Source organism: Pseudophaeobacter sp. 1A09344, assembly GCF_041008745.1.
Lineage (GTDB): Bacteria > Pseudomonadota > Alphaproteobacteria > Rhodobacterales > Rhodobacteraceae > Phycobacter > Phycobacter gallaeciensis_A.
The window spans coordinates 22956-38713 of sequence record NZ_JAXGFS010000004.1; the positions used below are offsets into that span (position 1 = coordinate 22956).

The 15758-nt window shown below is 59.6% G+C and carries 14 protein-coding genes and 1 tRNA gene; 6 read left to right on the forward strand and 9 right to left on the reverse strand.

The annotated features are described in order from the left end of the window. Positions 1–22: 22 nt before the first annotated feature. From SM765_RS08065 to SM765_RS08080, 4 genes are all read right to left on the reverse strand, one after another. Positions 23–559, reverse strand: coding sequence for a GNAT family N-acetyltransferase (locus SM765_RS08065; RefSeq protein WP_065270308.1), 537 nt, complete (start codon positions 557–559; stop codon positions 23–25). Between the two features lie 256 nt (positions 560–815). Next, positions 816–1085, reverse strand: coding sequence for a 50S ribosomal protein L27 (gene rpmA / locus SM765_RS08070; RefSeq protein WP_065270309.1), 270 nt, complete (start codon positions 1083–1085; stop codon positions 816–818). An 11-nt stretch (positions 1086–1096) separates the two neighbouring features. Continuing rightward, positions 1097–1693 (reverse strand): 50S ribosomal protein L21, encoded by a 597-nt coding sequence (locus SM765_RS08075; RefSeq protein ID WP_065270310.1) that lies wholly within the window; start codon positions 1691–1693, stop codon positions 1097–1099. A 263-nt stretch (positions 1694–1956) separates the two neighbouring features. Further along, positions 1957–2808 carry a DUF2059 domain-containing protein gene (locus SM765_RS08080; RefSeq protein ID WP_274837082.1) on the reverse strand — a complete coding sequence of 284 codons (852 nt, stop codon included), beginning with the start codon at positions 2806–2808 and terminating at the stop codon, positions 1957–1959. 120 nt (positions 2809–2928) lie between these two features. Here SM765_RS08080 and SM765_RS08085 point away from each other — a divergent pair. The 6 genes from SM765_RS08085 to SM765_RS08110 all read left to right on the forward strand — a co-directional run bounded on the left by SM765_RS08085 (position 2929) and on the right by SM765_RS08110 (position 11385). Continuing rightward, positions 2929–3018 (forward strand) — tRNA-Ser (locus SM765_RS08085). A gap of 334 nt (positions 3019–3352) precedes the next feature. Continuing rightward, complete coding sequence (locus SM765_RS08090; protein ID WP_274837083.1) at positions 3353–5629, forward strand: choice-of-anchor F family protein; 2277 nt, start codon at positions 3353–3355, stop codon at positions 5627–5629. A gap of 533 nt (positions 5630–6162) precedes the next feature. Further along, on the forward strand, positions 6163–7722 hold the full coding sequence (locus SM765_RS08095; RefSeq protein ID WP_274837084.1) for an ABC transporter substrate-binding protein: 1560 nt from the start codon (positions 6163–6165) through the stop codon (positions 7720–7722). A 50-nt stretch (positions 7723–7772) separates the two neighbouring features. Continuing rightward, on the forward strand, positions 7773–8741 hold the full coding sequence (locus SM765_RS08100; RefSeq protein ID WP_274837085.1) for an ABC transporter permease: 969 nt from the start codon (positions 7773–7775) through the stop codon (positions 8739–8741). Next, positions 8741–9676, forward strand: a complete 936-nt coding sequence (locus tag SM765_RS08105; protein ID WP_065270315.1) for an ABC transporter permease — start codon at positions 8741–8743, stop codon at positions 9674–9676. The genes SM765_RS08100 and SM765_RS08105 overlap by 1 nt, the downstream gene beginning before the upstream one ends. Further along, the gene (locus SM765_RS08110) at positions 9673–11385 is read left to right on the forward strand and encodes a dipeptide ABC transporter ATP-binding protein (RefSeq protein WP_274837086.1); all 1713 of its coding nucleotides are present in this window, start codon (positions 9673–9675) and stop codon (positions 11383–11385) included. Before SM765_RS08105 ends, SM765_RS08110 begins: the two co-directional genes overlap by 4 nt. A 49-nt stretch (positions 11386–11434) precedes the next feature. On the opposite strand, the gene SM765_RS08115 is transcribed toward SM765_RS08110, so the two are convergent. The 5 genes from SM765_RS08115 to sufC are packed head-to-tail and all read right to left on the reverse strand — an operon-like array spanning position 11435 to position 15750. Next, positions 11435–12655 (reverse strand): cysteine desulfurase, encoded by a 1221-nt coding sequence (locus tag SM765_RS08115; RefSeq protein ID WP_274837087.1) that lies wholly within the window; start codon positions 12653–12655, stop codon positions 11435–11437. Further along, positions 12648–13232 carry a YIP1 family protein gene (locus SM765_RS08120; protein WP_274834173.1) on the reverse strand — a complete coding sequence of 195 codons (585 nt, stop codon included), beginning with the start codon at positions 13230–13232 and terminating at the stop codon, positions 12648–12650. The genes SM765_RS08115 and SM765_RS08120 overlap by 8 nt, the downstream gene beginning before the upstream one ends. Next, positions 13229–13714, reverse strand: coding sequence for a YIP1 family protein (locus tag SM765_RS08125; RefSeq protein ID WP_274834174.1), 486 nt, complete (start codon positions 13712–13714; stop codon positions 13229–13231). The genes SM765_RS08120 and SM765_RS08125 overlap by 4 nt, the downstream gene beginning before the upstream one ends. Then, positions 13714–14994, reverse strand: a complete 1281-nt coding sequence (locus SM765_RS08130) for a SufB/SufD family protein (RefSeq protein ID WP_368981483.1) — start codon at positions 14992–14994, stop codon at positions 13714–13716. The genes SM765_RS08125 and SM765_RS08130 overlap by 1 nt, the downstream gene beginning before the upstream one ends. Then, positions 14995–15750 carry a Fe-S cluster assembly ATPase SufC gene (gene sufC, locus SM765_RS08135; RefSeq protein WP_065270321.1) on the reverse strand — a complete coding sequence of 252 codons (756 nt, stop codon included), beginning with the start codon at positions 15748–15750 and terminating at the stop codon, positions 14995–14997. Positions 15751–15758 lie beyond the last annotated feature (8 nt).

The window sequence follows — 15758 nt, forward strand, 5'->3', positions numbered from 1 at the left end:
CCCATTGGGGAAGAGCCGCCAATCACTGTTTTCGGCTGTAGGTCCAGGTCGGCACGGTCGAGTCCCGGGCCACGCAGAAAGTCTCTGCATCACCAAGATATTCGAACCCGCAATGGATCAGGACCCGGGCCGAGGCCGGATTGTCCTGAAACACCGAGGCAAACATCGCTGCATTGCCCAAGGGGTTGGCCTGCACTAGCGCCTCAAGGGCTTCGGAGGCCAAGCCGGTGTTCCAGAACGCCGGTGCGATCCAGAACCCAACTTCGGACTGGTTGCGGTCCATCCGCTTCAGCCCGATCACGCCCTTCAGTTCATCTCCGCCCGACGGGGTGCCGTCGATGGCCCAGATGTCCTCCTCGCGGTCCGGCGCCATGGCGCGGGCCACATAGGCCTCGACAGCGCCGGGGGGCAACGGATGCGGGATCGAGGTGGTCATCCGCGCCACCCGTTCATCCCCCGCGTAATGCGCGATCAGACCCGCGTCCGATTTGCGCAGCGGACGCAGCAAAAACCGCTCTGTCTCGATGACCGGTTGCTGGTCTGTCTGATCCAAACTCATTGCCTTGCTCCTCCTCAAAAGACCAATCGTCGATCGGCGACCGGTACGGCCTTTCCGGGAAAGCACCAAGATAGGTGCTGATCTGCCTGACGCCAGCCCCGGGCTGCAAATTCGTCCGGTTGGGAGCGTTTCCTTCCGGGACCACCCCGGAACACCCTGCCCGTCGGACATCATTTGCGGATTACTGGTTAAAACGAAAAAGGGGACCGGCTCTATCACCGATCCCCTCAATATTTTTTGCCACTTCGGGTTCGGCTTACTCAGCGGCCTCCGCCACTGGGAGAACCGAAATAAAGGTACGGCCTTTAAGGCCCTTGTGGAAGGTCACAGCACCGTCGGTGGTTGCAAAGATGGTGTGATCTTTGCCCAGACCAACGCCTTCGCCCGGCCAAAACTTGGTGCCGCGCTGACGTACGATGATGTTGCCTGCGATGGCCGCCTGGCCACCATACAGTTTCACGCCAAGGCGGCGACCGGCTGAGTCGCGGCCGTTACGGGAGGAACCGCCAGCTTTCTTATGTGCCATTGTCTATCTCCTTAGCCTTTAGCCAGATCTTTGGCTTGCTCAACCCATTCGGGTTTCACTTTGATGGCGTCGATAGCAGCAATATCGTCTGCCGACAAGGCTGCGATCTGTGCGAAGCTGGTCAGACCAGCGTCGTTCAGCTTGGTAGCGGCGGCAGGGCCGACACCGGTCAGCTTGGTCAGATCGTCGGAACCGGCAGCAGCGGGTGCTGCGGCTTTCTTGGCAGCCGGAGCAGCAGCGGCAGGTGCGGTTGCGCCTTTACCGGTTGCAGCTTTTACGCCGGATTTGTCCGCGCCCGACGCCAGGATGTCGGTGATCTTGACCAGAGTCAGCTTCTGACGGTGGCCTTTGGTGCGCTTGGACGAGTGCTTACGACGGCGCTTGACGAAGTGGATCAGCTTTTCGCCTTTGATCTGATCGATCACTTCGGCCTGAACCGCAGCACCGTCAACAAAGGGAGCGCCGACCACGGGGGCGTCGCCACCGAGCATCAGAACATCGTTGAACTGGATTTTTTCGCCAGCATCAGCAGCAAGTTTCTCAACGCGGAGCACGTCGCCCGCCTGAACCTTGTACTGCTTGCCGCCAGTCTTGAGGACCGCAAACATGTGCGTCTTTCCTTTTTCAACCGCGTCCTTCGGCCCCTGAACTTCAGGTGTTTCGGCATTTGGTGTTTAAACCTTTGCCGCCTCGAACAGCGCGACCCTTGTACGGGCCGTATTACAAATAGACCCGGCACAGAGATTCCGGGCCGGGATGGGCGCTTTTTATCCAGAAAGTGGCTCATGTCAACCACTGATTGCCGCCCCGATACATGTCGTGCGCCGGTCCGGAGGGAAAAGGGTGACAGGGCCGCCCGGAACTGGCGCGCCTAGATGTCTTCGCCCTGCCCCAACCCCTTCATCTGGTAGGCCAGCGCCTCGAACCGGTTGGCAGTGATCTCATACTGTACTGCATTCAGCAACTCATAGACCTCTTGCATCAGCGGCGTCTCCAGCGCCCGTACATAAGAACGGACCTCTTCATCGGAAAAATCCTGATAGGCATAGGCGGATGAAGCCATGCTGGAGGCCCTAAGCGCCATCCGCATGCCCGGCGCCTGCTCCTGCTGCCAGGCCCGCAAACCGTCGGCGTCCAATTGCAGATCAATCACCCTGGCGGCACTGGCCGCCATCAGGAACCGGAACTGGATCTGCTGGATTGCTTTGACACCGGTATCTGCGGCATCAACCGCCTTTGTCATCCGCTGGAGCAAGGCCAGCCGTTCGCTGCCGCCCTGCACCAGATCGGCGATAATACGCTGTCCCGCAATCTGCTTGGTCTCGTCATCCTCGACCATATGGGCGGCATTTTCGGCTGCCACCAGCCGCTGCCCCAGATCGCTGGCATAAAAGGCCGCCGCATGATCCAGCGCGGCATCGTCCAGCGTTTCGACAAGGATATCGAGCGCCAGCGCCCGCATCCGCTCGGTGTCGAACACCCGCTCGGCCAGCCGGGTCCACTCCTGCCCAAAATCCCCGGCCTCAAGCCCGAGCATCTCAGGCGCGCTTTCGGCGGAAAGTGCAATACTGTCCAGCGCCACGTCGAATCCAGTGACCTCAAGAAAAGCGGTCACTTCAGCACGGTCAGCGGCCCTGGCCGGAGACAAAAGCCCGGATGCAAAGACGCCAATGAACAGCGCAGCACAAAGCGACGCCAGCGGTTTTAGAAGAGAATGTGTCATACCCACGAATCTATGGTAAATTGTCTGACAGACAATGAAAAAGCGACTTTCGCTCAAGAAGTTGAAAATCCCCCCTTGCGCCCGCCAGAATTCAACATTAAACCGCCGCTCACCCCCCGCGGAGAGGTGCCGGAGTGGTCGAACGGGGCGGTCTCGAAAACCGTTGTTCCTTCACGGGAACCCAGGGTTCGAATCCCTGTCTCTCCGCCATTAATTCCCTAATTTGCGACTGTAACACGAAATAGTCAGGGATTGATGATGACCCTTGGCAATAAGTTTCCATTTCCAAAAACTGTCATACGCTGACGGTATCCGCGCCCCTGGACAGGCTATTGGCTGTTCTACAACACTTCAGTGGCGAAGTAGTGCCACAGCACCCCGGGCCAGAGCATAACCATTTGGGGGCATCACCATTGTTGTGATGTAGCAACGTTCGCGCGGTCGTACTGGCTGCCCGGTTGACACATATCAATATTCGAATTCATTGTCCGTGCCAGTTGTTACACTGAAGTTTGCATACTTCAAAAATGAGAATCGACGGGGCATGCTCAAAATGAGATCCATCAATAATTTCTGGAAGCTGGGGACGGTTGCTCCTGCGGCGTTGCTGATACTGACTGCAGGTGCGGCGTCCGCCGATTTACTGCCTGATGATCCTCTCATCGCAACCAGCGGCGACGGCCTGATCTTCGCGGATCCGGATGAGGGTATCGACCCTCCCGGGGTGAAGGCGGTGACCTTTACCCGCACGCGGGTGCCGGATGGATCTGGCGGGTTCACCTACGTGGATCCATTCGAACAAATCATCACGGACTTCTCCAACTTGACCTCTCGGGGAGATGTGACCAACTGTCTGATGGCCAGCCAGGACGGCGTCTATTGCGACTCCGCAGGCGGTTCGGGCAAACGTGTCAAAACGCAGCTGACCGGTCCTTCGCCTTTCGACATGCGCATCCGGACCGTTGCCAGCGCAACGTACCCGACCGTCGATTACTTCACTTTCGGTAAGACCTCCAACTTCACCGGCGCCCGGATGACCGGCTTCTCTCTTCAACTCTTGGATGCCAATGGCAATGCGATGGGCACCCTTGCCCCGTCGGACGCTGTTCTGTTCAATCTCAACGCGACGGATATCGGTATTGGCGCACGGCTGCCAGACGGGCTGTTCGGGGCCGGCGGGCAAGAAGGCGAAATCGGCTTTTTCTCAAGCAGTCGGGCATCCCTAGCCTCGACCACTAGCGTTGACGCACTGACCTTCGGCGCCCTAAGCAACACAGAATATCTGGCCAATTTCGGCGACTCCTTCATCGACGACACGATGACGCCGGACGGGCTGTTCTGGGACGATAACAATGATCCGACCGACGAGTCGGCTCTGGTGGCATGGAACGATCTCTCCAACGGCGGCTGGACGTATGGCACGCTGGACACCGCTGCCAACATCGACGCGCGCCTGACTGAACTGGCGACAGCACTGGGCGTCAGCGTGGCTGACCTCGGCTATGTTGACGGTGGTCTGGTGCCTGCAGACATCGTCGCCGCGGCAGAGGCCAATGGCCTGTTTGCGGTGGATGCCGTCGAAGACCTGCGCAATGCGAACCTGAATTTCACGGTGACGGTGGGTAGCATCGATGATGGTGAATTCACCCTGCGCATTGCCCCCCAATTTGCGCCGATCGTTGCCAATGCTACCTCGGCTTACGAGTTCAAGCTTGCCGGGTATCTGGATGGGGCCGCCAATATACCCTACCTGGACCTGGGCAACGCGGCGACCTACCAGGCAGCGATCGCCGATCTATTGGCCATGACAGCCGCAGAGCGCAGCCTGGCACTGGCCAGCACCGGCTACAGCTTTGCGCCCGCGTTCGCCAACCTTGGCTTTGAAGTGTCCCGCGGGCAGGTTGATGCCATTTTTGCCATTCCGTCGCAAAGTGCGACCGGCGCCGAGGGCAGCGTCACCCGCAACAGCAGCTTTGACACCTGGCAGATGGGAGAGGGCTGGACCGGGTTGTTCTCTCTGAACGGCAGCCAGGCCACTTACGATCCCACGGCAACCTCGGTTGGCTATGATGTGGATATCGCATCGCTGTCGATCGGCCTTGAGAAACAGCTGAACGCAAACACCACCTGGGGTGCTGTCCTGGGCGTGGCCGACGGCAGCGCAGATGCGCAGAACGGCCTCGGTGGCGTAGATGCCAGCAGCGTTTCGCTGACCGCCTATGGTCGCTTCGGGTTCGGCAATGGCGGCATGATCAAGGCGCTGGTCGGTTATCAGGACAACTCCTACGACTCGACCCGCAACGTGCTGGGGCAGACCGCCACCGGCAGCACCGACGGAAGCCAGGTCTTTGGCGCCTTGCAGGCCGAGTACATGCAGGATGCTGGCGCCCTGCGTTGGGGTCCGCTGGCCTCCGTAGAGTACTATGACATGTCCGTTGACGCGTTCAACGAAACCGGCGCGGGCGCCTGGAACCTGAACGTCGATGGCCTGTCCAGCGACATCGTCCTCGGGTCGGTCGGTTTCCGCGGTGAATACGATCTTGCAGGCTCCCAGGGCCTCACCACGCTCACCGGTGGATTGGAATACACCTTTGCGTCGGGCAGCGACTTTGCCGTGCGCAGCGGGTTTATCGGCCTGCCGGGCGCCACTCTGCCGGTCCAGGGGCTGGATGACGACTGGATCGACGTCAAGCTGGGCTTTGAAACGCAACTGGCGTCCAGCGGATCAAGCGGATCTGTTTTCTACGGTGGTTACAACGGCTCGATCGGCAGCGACTATGAGAGCCACAGACTGCAAGTTGGCCTGAACTACGAATTCTAAACTCGTCTCTTAAGACAAAATGCGGGCCTGACGCCTTTCCGGTGTCAGGCCCTTTTTCTATGTAATCCCGACCTGAAGAATTGCCGGTGCGACAGCCCCCCCGGATTGAAGCGGAGAGACTGGCGCCGTCAGCTGTCATACGGACCACCGGTCGAATCCCCGGGCCGTCGCTCCCTTTCCTCCACCCCAGAAGAAGGCGAGCAGTGTTTTCTGCGCCCCCTGCCGCTGGGGCCATCTGCCCGTTTCTGAGCGTCAACCACACGCGCGCGCTGCTCCTCAACACCGCCGGGCACCAGCTTAAGAATGAACAGCATGGCGCTGTTTTTATTCTACAATGTACTGCTCAACATTTAGGCTCCGCTCCCTCAAGCTGACCGCAGGAGGCCCAATGCACGCAACAGGCTTGATCGGTGAAGCATTAGTCGCCAACATGATCCGATATCCATTTCGCAAGGAGAATACAGCATCGGATCACAGTTTGAGCTCACCGCCGGGACAGGTCGGGAGTTCGTTAATGCAACAGGGAGATCAAAATGAAATTCACAAAACTATTTACCGTCTCGCTTCTGGCGATGACGGCGGCGAGCCCCGTGCTGGCTGAAAATGTTCTGCGTTGGACAAGCCAGGGCGATGCCCTGACCATGGACCCCCATTCGCAAAACGAAGGCCCCACGATCGCGATGAATGGGCAGATCTATGAATCGCTCGTGACCCGCGATGCAGACCTTACCCTGCAGCCCGAGCTGGCCGAAAGCTGGGAAGCCGGGTCCGACGGCTGGACCTTCAAACTGCGTCAGGGCGTCAAATTCCACGATGGTGCCGATTTCACCGCCGAAGACGTGGTCTTCTCCTTTGAACGCGCCAATCACGAAGCCTCCGACTACAAAGAACAGGCCAAAAACGTGACCTCGGTCGAGGTCATTGACGATTACACCGTCAAACTGATGACCGATGGCCCGAACCCGATCCTGCCGAACCAGCTGACCTCGATCTACATGATGGACAAGGGCTGGTCCGAGGCGAACAACGTCACCGCCCCGCAGGATTTCAAGGCCAAGGAAGAAACCTACGCGGTGCGCAACGCCAACGGCACCGGCCCGTTTTCACTGGTCAGCCGCGCCCCGGATGAGCTGACGGTGCTGGAGCGCAACGCCGCCTGGTGGGGCAACGATATGTTCCCCGGCAATATCGACAAGATCGAGTATCGCCCGATCTCCAATGCCGCGACCCGCGTTGCCGCACTGTTGTCGGGAGAGGTCGATTTCGTATTGGATCCGCCTTTGCAGGATCTCAAACGCATCGAATCCGCCGATGGTCTGGGCGTCAAAACCGTTGCACAGATCCGCTCGATCTTCTTCGGCATGGATCAGGGTATCGAAAAACTGCGCAGCTCGGACGTGGATGGCAACCCGTTCAAGGACAAGCGGGTACGCGAAGCCTTTAACCTTGCCATCGATAAGGCCGCGATCCAGCGCGTCGTCATGGAAGGCCTGTCCTTCCCGACCGGTATGATCACCCCGCCGGGTGTTCTGGGCAATACGCCGGACAACGACGCTTCCTACGGCTTTGATCCGGAAAAAGCGAAATCCCTGCTAACCGAGGCTGGCTATCCCGAAGGCTTCTCGATCCAGCTGGACTGCCCGAACAACCGCTACAACAACGACGAGAAGATCTGTCAGGCGGCCGTGGCGATGCTGGCCAAGATTGGCGTGAAGGTGAACCTCGACGCGATTCCGAAGGCGCAGCACTTCCCCAAGATCCAAAAACGGGAATCGGATTTCTACATGCTGGGCTGGGGCGTTCCGACGCTCGACAGCCACTATGTCTTCTCCTACCTGCTGGATGGCGAAGGGTCCTGGAACGCGACCGGCTATGACAACGCCCGCGTGAACGAGATCACCGACGCAATCACCACCGAGATCGACATCGACAAGCGCACCGCGCTGATTGATGAGGCCTGGGATCTGGTGAAGGCCGACATTCCCTATGTGCCGATCCACCACCAGGTTCTGGCATGGGGCATCTCGGACAAGGTCGATATCGCGATCGCGGCGGATGATGCCTTCCGTCCCCGTTTCGCGGTCATGAAGTAAATTGAGTCACGGGGCGGGCCTGGCGTCCGCCCCTATGCTCCGGGGGCTCAATGACATTCTTTATCCTCAAACGGCTGGCGCAGTCCTTGCTTGTCATGGCTGTCGTCTCGGCCATCAGTTTTTCCCTGTTCAACTTCGTCGGCGATCCGGTCAACAATATGGTCGGACAGGATGCCACGCGCGAACAGCGGATCGAAATCCGTCAGCAACTGGGGCTCGATGACCCCATCCTGACGCAATACACCCGCTTCATGGGGAATATCCTCAGCGGCGATTTCGGGCTCAGCTACCGGATCAAGCGCCCCGTGGATGAGTTGATCCTGGAGCGGTTACCCGCGACGCTAGAGCTGGTTTTTGTCAGTGCGATCATAGCCTTGGCGGTTGGAATTACACTGGGTGTCTATACCGGTATCCGGCGCAAATCCTGGATCAGCCGGGTCATCCTTTCGACATCGCTGATCGGGGTCAGCCTGCCAACCTTCATTATTGGCATCGCGCTGATCTATGTCTTTGCCGTGCATCTGCGCTGGCTGCCGTCCTCGGGGCGTAGCGGTACAGTGGACCTTGGCTGGTGGAAGACATCACTGCTGACCAGCGATGGCTGGCGCGCCATCGTCCTGCCCGCGATTACCCTGTCGCTGTTCCAGCTGACGTTGATCCTGCGTCTGGTGCGGGCTGAGATGATGGAGGTCATGCGCACCGATTTCATCAAGTTCGCCCGCGCCCGTGGCCTGTCTGAACGGGCGGTGAACTTTCGTCACGCGCTGCGCAACACGCTGGTTCCGGTGATCACCATCATCGGCCTAAATATCGGCGGGCTGATCGCCTTTTCGGTGATCACCGAAACCGTGTTTCAATGGCCCGGCACTGGCTTGATGTTCATCCAGGCTGTCGATTTCGTCGATGTGCCGATCATGGCCGCTTACCTTGTCTTCGTGGCGCTGCTGTTCGTCCTGATTAATCTGATCGTCGACATTCTTTATTTCGTCGTCGATCCACGTATCCGTCTGGGGTCCTGATGAGCCTTCCAACCGATCGCCCGGCCACCCGCTGGGAGCGTTTCAAGGACAATGACATCGTCTGGTCCTTTTTCCATTCACCGGGGGCGGTGATTGCCGCCGTGATCACGGTTCTGATGATCCTGGCCTGCGTTTTTGCCCCTGTTCTCGCGCCATTTGATCCCTTTGATCCGGCGCAAATCTCGCTCTGGGATGGCAAGCTACCCCCCGCCTGGGCCGAAGGCGGGCAACCGCAATACCTGCTGGGCACCGACAACCAAGGCCGCGACATGCTGTCGACGATCCTTTACGGTGGGCGCCTGTCGATCATCGTGGGGCTGGCTGCCGTTTGCCTTGGCATGGTGTTGGGCGTCACGCTGGGGGTGATTTCCGGCTACGTTGGCGGCGTCACCGATGCAGTGATCATGCGCATCGCCGATGTGCAGCTGACCATTCCCGGCATTCTGCTGGCGATCCTGATAAACGGCATCGGCCGTGCCGTACTGCCACTGGAGCTGCGCGACGAATTCGCCATCTACGTGGTGATTATCGCCATTGGCCTGACCGACTGGCCGCAATTCGCCCGCGTCGCCCGCGGCGCCACATTGGTCGAGGCGAACAAGGAATACGTTCAGGCGGCCCGTATCATCGGCCTGCCCCGTTGGCTGATCATGATCCGCCACATCTTTCCTAACACCCTGCGCCCGGTTCTGGTGATCGCGACCATCGGTCTTGCCCTTGCCATCATCTCCGAGGCGACCCTGTCCTTCCTTGGTCAGGGCATCCCGCCCACCACGCCGTCTCTTGGCACCCTGATCCGGGTTGGCAACGAATACCTCTTCTCTGGTCTGTGGTGGATCACCTTCTTTCCCGCAATCGCACTGGTCGTTCTGGTTTTTGCAGTGAACCTGCTTGGCGACTGGATGCGTGATGCCCTCAATCCGAAACTGAGATGACTGAACTTTTGAAAATCGAAGGGCTCGATGTCGAGTTCCCCACCCGTCGCGGCACGGTCAAGGCAGCGCGCAATGTGTCCCTGACCGTGAAGCCGGGGGAAGTTGTCGGTCTGGTCGGGGAATCCGGCGCCGGTAAATCCACCATTGGCAACGCGATCATTGATCTCTTGGAGGCGCCGGGGCGCGTTGCGGGCGGCTCGATCCTGTTTCAGGGCGAAGAGCTGCGTGGGCGCGACGAGGACGAGATGCGCCGGATCCGGGGCGACCGGATCGGGATGATCTTCCAGGATCCGCAAACCTCGCTCAATCCCCTAATGACCATCGGCGCGCAGCTGGTTGAAACGATTGAAAAAACCACGGGATTGAAGGATGCCAAGGCCGAAGCCCGTGCGGTGGAACTGCTGGAACAAGTCGGCATCACCGAGGCCAAGGCACGGCTGCGCGCCTATCCGCACCAGTTTTCGGGCGGCATGCGTCAGCGGGTGGTCATTGCCCTTGCCCTTGCCGGCGATCCCGATCTGATCATCGCGGATGAGCCGACAACCGCGCTTGATGTCTCGATCCAGGCTCAGATCCTTGATCTGCTGAAACGGCTTTGCCGGGAGCGCAATCTGGGCGTCATCATCGTAACCCATGACATTGGTGTCATTGCCAATATCGCCGATCGGGTCGTAGTGATGTACCGCGGCGAAGTGGTGGAGACCGGTGATGTCGCGCAGATCCTTGGCGCCCCCAATCACGAATACACCCGATCCTTGATCGCCGCCGTTCCGCGCGCGGATCGAAAGCTGGAGCGGTTCACCTCGGTCGATTATATTGAGGGCGACACCAAACCCTTTAGCCGGATCGACGTGCAGAACCACTGGCTGGGACAAGCGCGCAGTGACCGTCAGGGACAAGCTGCGGTCGAGGTCGAAAAACTCGACCTCTCCTTCGTGCTGCAGAAATCGCTGTTTAAACGGAACCGGCGCATGCTGCGGGCGGTGAATGAGGCGACATTCTCGGTCGCCGAAGGGGAAACCTTTGGCATCGTTGGGGAATCCGGCTCAGGCAAGTCCACCATTGCGCGGCTGATCGCGGGGCTTTATCGCCCGGATTCCGGTGCCATCCGGGTGCTGGGCCAAGATGTCAGCTCGCGCCCAAACAGCGCCCCGGCGCAGCAGGCCCGCCGGGCGCTGCAAATGATATTCCAGGACCCCTATTCCTCGCTCAATGCGCGGATGCGGGTGTTCGATATCGTGGCCGAGCCAATCCGTTATCACCGGATGACCGACAGCGACAAGGAAACCCGCCGGGTGGTAGGCGATCTTCTGGATCATGTCGGGCTGGGCGCCGCCGCCGGGCTGCGCTATCCGCATGAGTTTTCCGGCGGTCAGCGGCAGCGTATATCAATCGCGCGGGCGCTGGCGTCGCGCCCGCGGATCCTGATCTGCGATGAGCCGACATCGGCGCTGGATGTCTCGGTGCAGGCAACAATCCTGAACCTTCTCAAAGACTTACAAGAGGAACTGGGGCTGACGATGATCTTCATCAGTCACGACCTGCCGGTCATTCGTCAGATGTGCGACAGGATTGCAGTGATGCGGAACGGCCAGATCTGCGAAATCGCGGAGGCAGAAACTCTGTTCGAAGCCCCCGCGCATGAGTATTCACGTCATTTGCTGGATCTGATGCCCCGCATGGATCTGCTGGGCGGCGCGACGGCATAAGTCGGCTCGGTTCCCGGTACCGATCACCCGGGGCCGGGAACGCGATGTTTTATGAGAACAACTCGTGCGCCAGTTCCAGCGCATCGACCAGCGTGTCGACCTCACCCCTTGTGTTATACATTCCAAAGGACGCACGGCAGGTCGCCGCCACACCAAGGTGATCCATCAGCGGCGCTGCGCAGTGTTGCCCAGCCCGGACAGCCACGCCTTTCTTGTCGAGAATGGTCGAAATATCATGGGGATGCGCAGCATTGTTCATCGTTAAGCTGAAGATCGCCGCTTTGCCCGGTGCTTGCCCCTGAACACTGATCCAGTTGAGGCCGTTCAGGCGTTCGGAGGCGTAATTGCACAGATCGCGTTCATGGGCGGCGATGTTCTCCATGCCGATACCCATCATGTATTCCAGCGCAACACCCAACCCGATGGTCTGCACGATACCGGGCGTGCCGGCTTCGAACTTCATCGGCGGATCGTTGTAGGTGACCGTATCGCGCGTGACTTCGCGGATCATGTCGCCCCCGCCGATGAAGGGACGCATTTCCGCCATCCGTTCGGGGCGGATATAGATCGCTCCAGACCCCGAGGGGCCATAAAGCTTGTGCCCGGTGATGGCATAGAAATCGCAGCCGATATCCTGCACATCGACTGGCATGTGCACGGCGCCTTGTGAGCCATCGACCAGAACCGGAACACCCTTGGCGTGGGCGCCTTCGGTCACCGCCTTAACATCCACCACGGTGCCCAGCACGTTGGAACATTGAGTGATGGCAACCAGTTTGGTTTTCGGACCGATGGCATCAATCACAGCCTGCGGATCAAGGCTACCGTCCGGCGCGGTATCCACCCATTTTAGAACGGCGCCTTGCCGTTCGCGCAGGAAATGCCAAGGCACGATATTGGCGTGATGCTCCATCACCGACAGAACGATCTCATCCCCCGGTTCAAACCGCGGCATCGCCCAGCTGTATGCCACCAGATTGATCCCTTCGGTGGTGCCGGAATTCAGCACGATCGTGTTCTCATCACCTGCGTTCAGGAACCGGGCAATGACCCCGCGCACGGATTCATACTTTTCGGTCGCGAGGTTAGACAGGAAGTGCAAGCCCCTGTGAACATTCGCATATTCTTCCGAATACGCCCGTGTGATCGCATCGATCACCACCTGCGGCTTCTGCGCCGAGGCGCCGTTGTCCAGATAGGTCAACGGCTTGCCGTTCACCTGCCGGGACAGGATCGGGAAATCGGATCGGATCGTGTTGACGTCATACATAAGCGGGCAGTCCCAGTTTGGCTGGGCCAAGAAGACCCAAAACGAATGTCAGAGTAAAGAGGGCCAGAAGGCTCGCCATCACCAGCACGCCAAAGGCGCGCCACAGGGAATTGAACCTATGCGCCTCATTCACGAAATGCAGGAGCACGTAAATCAAAAACACGTTAACCAGCAGGCTCAGCAACGCGCCGATACCGGCGGAGAGCAGCGTCACCACGATCACCACGGCCTGAATGCCAACACGGACCAGTTGCAGCCAGATCATCACCGGAAGAACTTGGGCAAAGCCACCCTGCCCACCGATCAGTCGACCACAAAAGGTCACCGCCACGGAAAAGACCACGAGAAGCCCGGCAGAAAGCCCCACCAGCGCGGTCGGCGACATATTGAGAAACGCCAGTTCCTGCGCCACCGGAAACAGCCACAGCATCAGCGCATGGGTCAGCGCATTCAGCACGGCCACAAGCAAGAGACCGGTCCAGACCGCCTCGCCCCGCCACTGCTGGGCAAGAACGATCTCGGCCGCTTTGGCCGGGCTACGCAGGGTCAGCAGTGCAAGGTTCAAGAACGGGGTCATGTGCGGGTCCAATAGGCTTCGATCATGCCGGACAGCCAGAACCACAGCACAACCGCCAGCCAGAGCAATCCAACACTGTTGAGCGCCGGACCAGGTCCGATGAACCCGGCAACCAATCCGTTAAGCAGCAAAAGCGGGCTGGAGGCCAGAAGCGTCCAGAACAGGACCAGACGAGAGCGATAAGCCTCACCCTGCCCGCCCAGCATACGCGCCAGAAGATGCAGCACGAAAGACATGGCATAAAGCGCCAGTGGCGCCATGAAGACCAGTCCCAGAAGTGCGCCGCCCAGCAGCATGTTCAACTCTTGCCCCGTCAGATGCGCCTCACGCGCAAGCCGGGGCATCTGCGCCACGAACGCCATGGCGCAGCCAAACATCACAAAGGCCAACAACCGGTCTTCGCGGTGGCCCATAGACAGGAGCCGCGCAATTACACGGCGCGGCCCCCGGTATGTGGCAACAATGTCAGTTGTCACAGCCATCAGCGGCGCCGCGACAACCAGCCTTCGAGACGCGCGACGATTGCCTCGGCAATCGTGTCGTCCTCGATTTCGTCGACGGCCTCGGCCAGGAACGCAAGCGTCAACAGGTCGGTCGCATCACCTTCCGGCACCCCACGCGAACGCAGATAGAACAGCGCATCCTCGTCAATCGCGCCAGACGTGGAACCGTGCGAGCAGGCCACGTCATCGGCGTAGATCTCCAGCTCGGGCTTGGCGAGGAACTGGCTGTCGTCATCCAGCAGCAGCGATTGGCTGATCTGGTAGCCATCGGTTTTCTGCGCACCTTCCTTGACCAGAATCTTGCCCTGGAACACACCGGTTGCCCCGTTGCGCAGAACCTTCTTGAAGACCTGACGACTTTCGCAATTCACCGCGTCATGGGTGATGAACACGGTGTCATCGTGATGGAAGTCGCCATCACCGGCGCAGGCGCCCGCAATATGCGCAATGGCATCGTCGCCGGTAAGCTCGATCACCGCCTCGTTACGGGTCAGCACGCCGTTCACGGTCAGGGTGAAGGCCTTGAACTGCGATTCCGTACCGAGCCGCGCAAACAGATGCGTGGCCGCGCGGCGTTCGTGATCACGGCCCTGCGAACGCACCAGATGCAGCTTGCCGGTGTCGGCAATGTCAATCTCCATGCATTTGTTGAACCGCGCCGCCGCCGGACCGTTTTCCAGGATCGTGGCTTCGGCGCCCGCGTCCACAAGAATGACGTGGTGCAGGATTGCATCCGAACCGGTCTCGGTGTGGCGATAGACCATGTTGATCGGCTTGGAAGGGGTGCCGGTCACGTGGATCGCCAGACCATCCTCGGCAAAGGCCGTATTCAGCGCCGCAAGCGGACGGGCAACCGGGGATTGGCCGCGTGCCTCAAGAACACCGTACAAGTCTTTGGCCCAATGGATATCTTTGCCGCAGATATCAGCAATCCGGTCGATCTGAACACCTTCGAGCGCCAGATCGTCCGAAGCGTCGGCATCAAAGACACCATCGACAAAGACGACCTTCAGGCTGTCGAATTCATCGAACATCGGCGGCTCGCCCGCGTCAAAGACAGCGGCAGGCGTGACCTCAGCCGAGGTCAGCGTCTCAGGGCGGGTGTATTTCCAGTACTCATCGCGGCGACCGGGCAGACCAAGCGTTTGCACGCGGGACAGCGCAGCGCGGCGTGCCGGTTCCAGGCAGCCGCCCTCGGGCAGCGTCAGCGCGGCGAGCCGCGCATCCGTAGCTGTTTGTTTTACCTCGGGAAGCGCCATTTACGCCACCTCTGCCAGGATGTCGGCATAACCGTTGTTTTCCACCTCAAGCGCCAGCTCGGGGCCGCCGGTTTTAATGATGCGGCCATTGGCCATGATGTGCACCACATCCGGTTTGATGTGATCCAGCAGGCGCTGGTAGTGGGTGATCACCAGGAAGCCACGGCCTTCGTCACGCAGCGCGTTGACGCCATCAGCCACCAGCTTCATCGCATCGACATCGAGACCGGAGTCAGTTTCATCGAGAATGCACATCTTGGGGCCCAGCATCGCCATCTGCAGGATCTCGTTGCGCTTCTTCTCACCGCCGGAGAAACCGACGTTGACCGGACGTTTCAGCATGTCGGCGTCGATCTTCAGATCCTTGGCCTTGGCGCGGACTTCTTTCAGGAAATCAGCAGCGGAGAGTTCGTCCTCGCCGCGCGCCTTGCGCTGCGCGTTCACTGCGGTGCGCAGGAAAGTCATGTTGCCGACACCGGGGATTTCGACCGGATACTGGAACGCCAGGAACAGGCCAGCTGCCGCGCGCTCTTCCGGCTCCAGATCCAGCAGATCTTCACCCTCCAGCGTCGCCGTGCCGCCCGTTACCTCATAGCCGTCCTTGCCGGACAGAACATAGGACAGGGTCGATTTACCCGACCCGTTCGGTCCCATGATCGCGTGTACCTTGCCGGCTTCGACCGTCAGGTCCACACCTTTGAGGATCTGCTTATCCTCTTCTTCAAGTTTGACTTGCAGGTTTTTGATTTCCAGCATGATTTCCT

What these genes read in the sequence shown, in the direction of transcription:
- SM765_RS08100 (WP_274837085.1), top strand. Translation starts at nt 7,773, where the DNA reads ATGACATTCTTTATCCTCAAACGGCTGGCGCAGTCCTTGCTTGTCATG.
- rpmA (WP_065270309.1), bottom strand. Translation starts at nt 1,085, where the DNA reads ATGGCACATAAGAAAGCTGGCGGTTCCTCCCGTAACGGCCGCGACTCA.
- SM765_RS08065 (WP_065270308.1), bottom strand. Translation starts at nt 559, where the DNA reads ATGAGTTTGGATCAGACAGACCAGCAACCGGTCATCGAGACAGAGCGG.
- SM765_RS08120 (WP_274834173.1), bottom strand. Translation starts at nt 13,232, where the DNA reads ATGACCCCGTTCTTGAACCTTGCACTGCTGACCCTGCGTAGCCCGGCC.
- sufC (WP_065270321.1), bottom strand. Translation starts at nt 15,750, where the DNA reads ATGCTGGAAATCAAAAACCTGCAAGTCAAACTTGAAGAAGAGGATAAG.
- SM765_RS08075 (WP_065270310.1), bottom strand. Translation starts at nt 1,693, where the DNA reads ATGTTTGCGGTCCTCAAGACTGGCGGCAAGCAGTACAAGGTTCAGGCG.
- SM765_RS08095 (WP_274837084.1), top strand. Translation starts at nt 6,163, where the DNA reads ATGAAATTCACAAAACTATTTACCGTCTCGCTTCTGGCGATGACGGCG.
- SM765_RS08110 (WP_274837086.1), top strand. Translation starts at nt 9,673, where the DNA reads ATGACTGAACTTTTGAAAATCGAAGGGCTCGATGTCGAGTTCCCCACC.
- SM765_RS08080 (WP_274837082.1), bottom strand. Translation starts at nt 2,808, where the DNA reads ATGACACATTCTCTTCTAAAACCGCTGGCGTCGCTTTGTGCTGCGCTG.
- SM765_RS08090 (WP_274837083.1), top strand. Translation starts at nt 3,353, where the DNA reads ATGCTCAAAATGAGATCCATCAATAATTTCTGGAAGCTGGGGACGGTT.
- SM765_RS08115 (WP_274837087.1), bottom strand. Translation starts at nt 12,655, where the DNA reads ATGTATGACGTCAACACGATCCGATCCGATTTCCCGATCCTGTCCCGG.
- SM765_RS08130 (WP_368981483.1), bottom strand. Translation starts at nt 14,994, where the DNA reads ATGGCGCTTCCCGAGGTAAAACAAACAGCTACGGATGCGCGGCTCGCC.
- SM765_RS08105 (WP_065270315.1), top strand. Translation starts at nt 8,741, where the DNA reads ATGAGCCTTCCAACCGATCGCCCGGCCACCCGCTGGGAGCGTTTCAAG.
- SM765_RS08125 (WP_274834174.1), bottom strand. Translation starts at nt 13,714, where the DNA reads ATGGCTGTGACAACTGACATTGTTGCCACATACCGGGGGCCGCGCCGT.